We start from the raw sequence: 1,270 nt of genomic DNA on the forward strand, positions 1-1,270 counted from the left end.
GAGGCGGCGCGGCGCGACCGGGTGGCGCAGGCGATCCTGGCGCGCTGTACGGCGATCGCGGCCGCGCGCGGCCTTGAGCTTGGCGTCGAGCGTATCCACGATCTGCCGCCCAGCCCCTGCGACGAAGGGCTGATGGCGCTCATGGATGCGGCGCTTGAAAGCGCGGGCCAGCCTGTCTTCCGTCTCGTTTCCGGGGCCGGTCACGACGCCATGAACATGGCCGCGCTGTGCCCCACCGCAATGCTGTTCCTGCGCTGCCGGGGCGGGATCAGCCACAATCCGGCCGAGCATGTCGAACCCGAAGATGCGCAGATCGCGCTTCAGGTCATGCTCGGCTTCATCGACCGCCTTGGAGAGCGCCCCTATGCCCGTTGACCTCGATCCCATGCTGTTCGGCGAGATCGACCCGCCCCAGCGCCTGTTGATGGGGCCGGGGCCGGTCAACGCCCACCCGCGCGTGCTGCGCGCGATGTCGGCCGATCTGCTGGGCCAGTTCGACCCCGAGATGACCGGCTACATGGAGCAGGTCATGGCGCTCTACCGTCCGATCTTCGGCACCAAGAACCGCTGGACGATGCTGGTCGATGGCACCGCGCGCGCGGGGATCGAGGCCGCGCTGGTCTCGCTCGTCGCGCCGGGCGAGACCGTGCTGGTCGTCAACTTCGGGCGCTTCGGGCTGCTCCTGACCGAGATCCTCACCCGCATCGGCGCGCGGATCGAGACGGTCGAGGCGCCCTGGGGCGAGACCGTGCCGATGGACGCGATTGCCGAGGCCATCGCGCGCACCGGGCCAAAACTGGTGGCGACGATCCACGGCGACACCTCGACCACGATGGCCCAGCCGCTCGAAGGGCTCGGCGCGCTGTGCCGCGCGGCGGGCGCGCTGTCCTACGTCGATGCCACGGCCACGATCGGCGGCATGGAGCTGGCCGCCGATCGCTGGGGCGTCGATGTCGTCACCGGCGGTCTGCAAAAGTGCCTGGGCGGGCCTTCGGGCTCGGCGCCGATCACCGTGTCGGATGCGGCCGCCGAGCGTATCTTCGCGCGCCGCCACACCGAGGCGGGCATTCGCATGGCGGACCTCGAGGACGGGCAGGGACCGCGCATTTCCTCGAACTATTTCGACCTTGCGATGATCATGGACTACTGGTCGGAAAAGCGGCTGAACCACCACACCGAGGCGACCTCGATGCTCTACGCCGCGCGCGAATGCGCCCGCGTCGCGCTCGGCGAAGGGCTGGCCGCGCGCTACAACCGCCACGCCCGCGCC

Annotated in this window: 2 protein-coding genes; both read left to right on the plus strand. The window is 70.1% G+C overall.

Translation table 11 applies throughout. The features are described from left to right. The coding region (locus tag MTR62_RS20990; RefSeq protein ID WP_244024601.1) for a M20/M25/M40 family metallo-hydrolase at positions 1–375 on the plus strand (375 nt) is incomplete at its 5' end. Continuing rightward, the coding region (locus MTR62_RS20995; RefSeq protein WP_244024603.1) for a pyridoxal-phosphate-dependent aminotransferase family protein at positions 365–1,270 on the plus strand (906 nt) is incomplete at its 3' end. The genes MTR62_RS20990 and MTR62_RS20995, both read left to right, overlap by 11 nt.

Source organism: Novosphingobium organovorum, from assembly GCF_022832435.1.
Taxonomy (GTDB): Bacteria; Pseudomonadota; Alphaproteobacteria; order Sphingomonadales; family Sphingomonadaceae; genus Novosphingobium; species Novosphingobium organovorum.